This is a genomic window from Pedobacter sp. Leaf170 (assembly GCF_920984665.1).
Classification (GTDB): Bacteria; Bacteroidota; Bacteroidia; order Sphingobacteriales; family Sphingobacteriaceae; genus Pedobacter.
Genome location: NZ_CAKLBP010000020.1, coordinates 1 through 520 on the forward strand (window position 1 = coordinate 1; position 520 = coordinate 520).

Sequence of the window (520 nt, forward strand, 5' to 3'; positions counted from 1 at the left end):
ATGTAGGGGTCTCCAGTTCAAATCTGGACGGGACTACAAAATCAAATCCTTTGGGGGATTAGCTCAGCTGGCTAGAGCGCCTGCCTTGCACGCAGGAGGTCAACGGTTCGACTCCGTTATTCTCCACAGAGAGTTTTAGCGATTGGCGCTAGAGCGTCCCGATTTTCATCGGGAAGGTCAACGGTTCGACTCCGTTATTCTCCACTATTTAAGGTTGAGGGTTAAAAGGTAGAAGGCCTAAGGTAAACCTATAGCCTATATAAACCGCACAACAAAGCAGAAAGCTTTTAAAAAACTAATAAAGTCTTACCTGGATAGGTAAACAACATTGACAGATTGAAAGAAAAAGAAGAAACGCCAATGGGGCACATAGAAACGGTTCGAGACCGCAGTTTTTTACTAATAAGGAATAAGCTATAGGCTTAGGTTGGGGCCATTAAACCCTACACCTTTATACCCTCAGCCTTATACCTTAATAAAGTTCTTTGACATATTGGAAGAAGTTAAAAAAGAAGAGCAA

At 42.5% G+C, this 520-nt stretch carries 1 tRNA gene; it reads left to right on the plus strand.

The features are described from left to right. The first annotated feature begins 52 nt into the window (after positions 1-52). Positions 53-126 (plus strand) — tRNA-Ala (locus tag LUA90_RS19445). Positions 127-520: the final 394 nt, after the last annotated feature.